A 963-nucleotide genomic window follows, 5' to 3' on the forward strand; every position below is an offset into this window, starting at 1 on the left:
TGATTCAACCGATGGTAAGAGCGAAAGCCAGAGCCTATCTGAGCGACGAGCAGAGTCTCTACGTACTTACTTTGAATCACTGGGTTTGCCAGAGGATCGTATTCAAGTGCAAGGTTATGGCAAGCGCCGACCTATTGCTGATAATGGCACGCCGATTGGTAAAGACAAGAACCGTCGTGTAGTCATCTCTTTAGGTCGAACTCAAGTTTAGGCCGTAGTAAAGCATGCTTACATAAAAAACGCCGGAGAAATAATCTCCGGCGTTTTTGTATATTGACGTTGTTAGCTTGTAAATTAAGTAAGAGCATCGAAAACGCTCAAGTCTTACTTTGTATATGTTAGTGAGTATCTACTTACTGTCGAATAACTTTCGTTGAGTCATTTCCAAGTGATGAGGTCAGCTTATTTTCGACCTTTGCTCATTAATTTAAACGAAACTTAGCGATCACTTCGCAATTGGTTGCGGTATCGATCTTCTCTACTTGTTTCGCAATTGCTGGGTTTGGATGACGCTTCATAAAATCGATAAGTGCTTTTGTGCAACAGCCGATGGAGTCAATAAAGCTCGCGCAATTCTGGTTTGGGCATTGGGGAATAAGTGTGAGCACTTTTTCAGATGCCAGCTGAAGATATTTGAGTTCGTATTCGGTATCACCAGCCCAGCGCCAAAATTGTGCGAGGTTGTGACAAGAGATTACAGAAATCAAAAGGCGTTCGTCTGCTTCAATTTCCACGCATTCACTAATGTCTTCACTTAAGCTTAAAGCTTGTTGATAGTGAAGAATGCTGCGTACAGGATCATCTAGTTGCAGGGCAGTATCGGCTAGGAGTGTGTGTTTTTCCCATTCACTGATCATTATCGTTGTCCCACGTATCGAATTTGGGATGAATCTAAACGATAATTATTATCAAGTAAAGAGGTTTGTTTACAAAAGGACAGGCAGATCGCAGACCTGCCTGTAA

At 42.3% G+C, this 963-nt stretch carries 2 protein-coding genes; one reads left to right on the forward strand and one right to left on the reverse strand.

Translation table 11 applies throughout. From position 1 onward, the window contains the following. Nucleotides 1-211: OmpA family protein (locus R7O13_RS24855; protein ID WP_318304938.1), on the forward strand; the 211-nt coding region annotated here is incomplete at its 5' end. A gap of 211 nt (nt 212-422) precedes the next feature. Here R7O13_RS24855 and R7O13_RS24860 read toward each other — a convergent pair. Beyond that, a complete protein-coding gene (locus R7O13_RS24860; protein ID WP_005490627.1) occupies nt 423-857 on the reverse strand; it encodes a DUF2753 domain-containing protein in 435 nt (144 codons plus the stop codon). Nucleotides 858-963: the final 106 nt, after the last annotated feature.

The organism is Vibrio sp. Y176 (assembly GCF_033438945.1).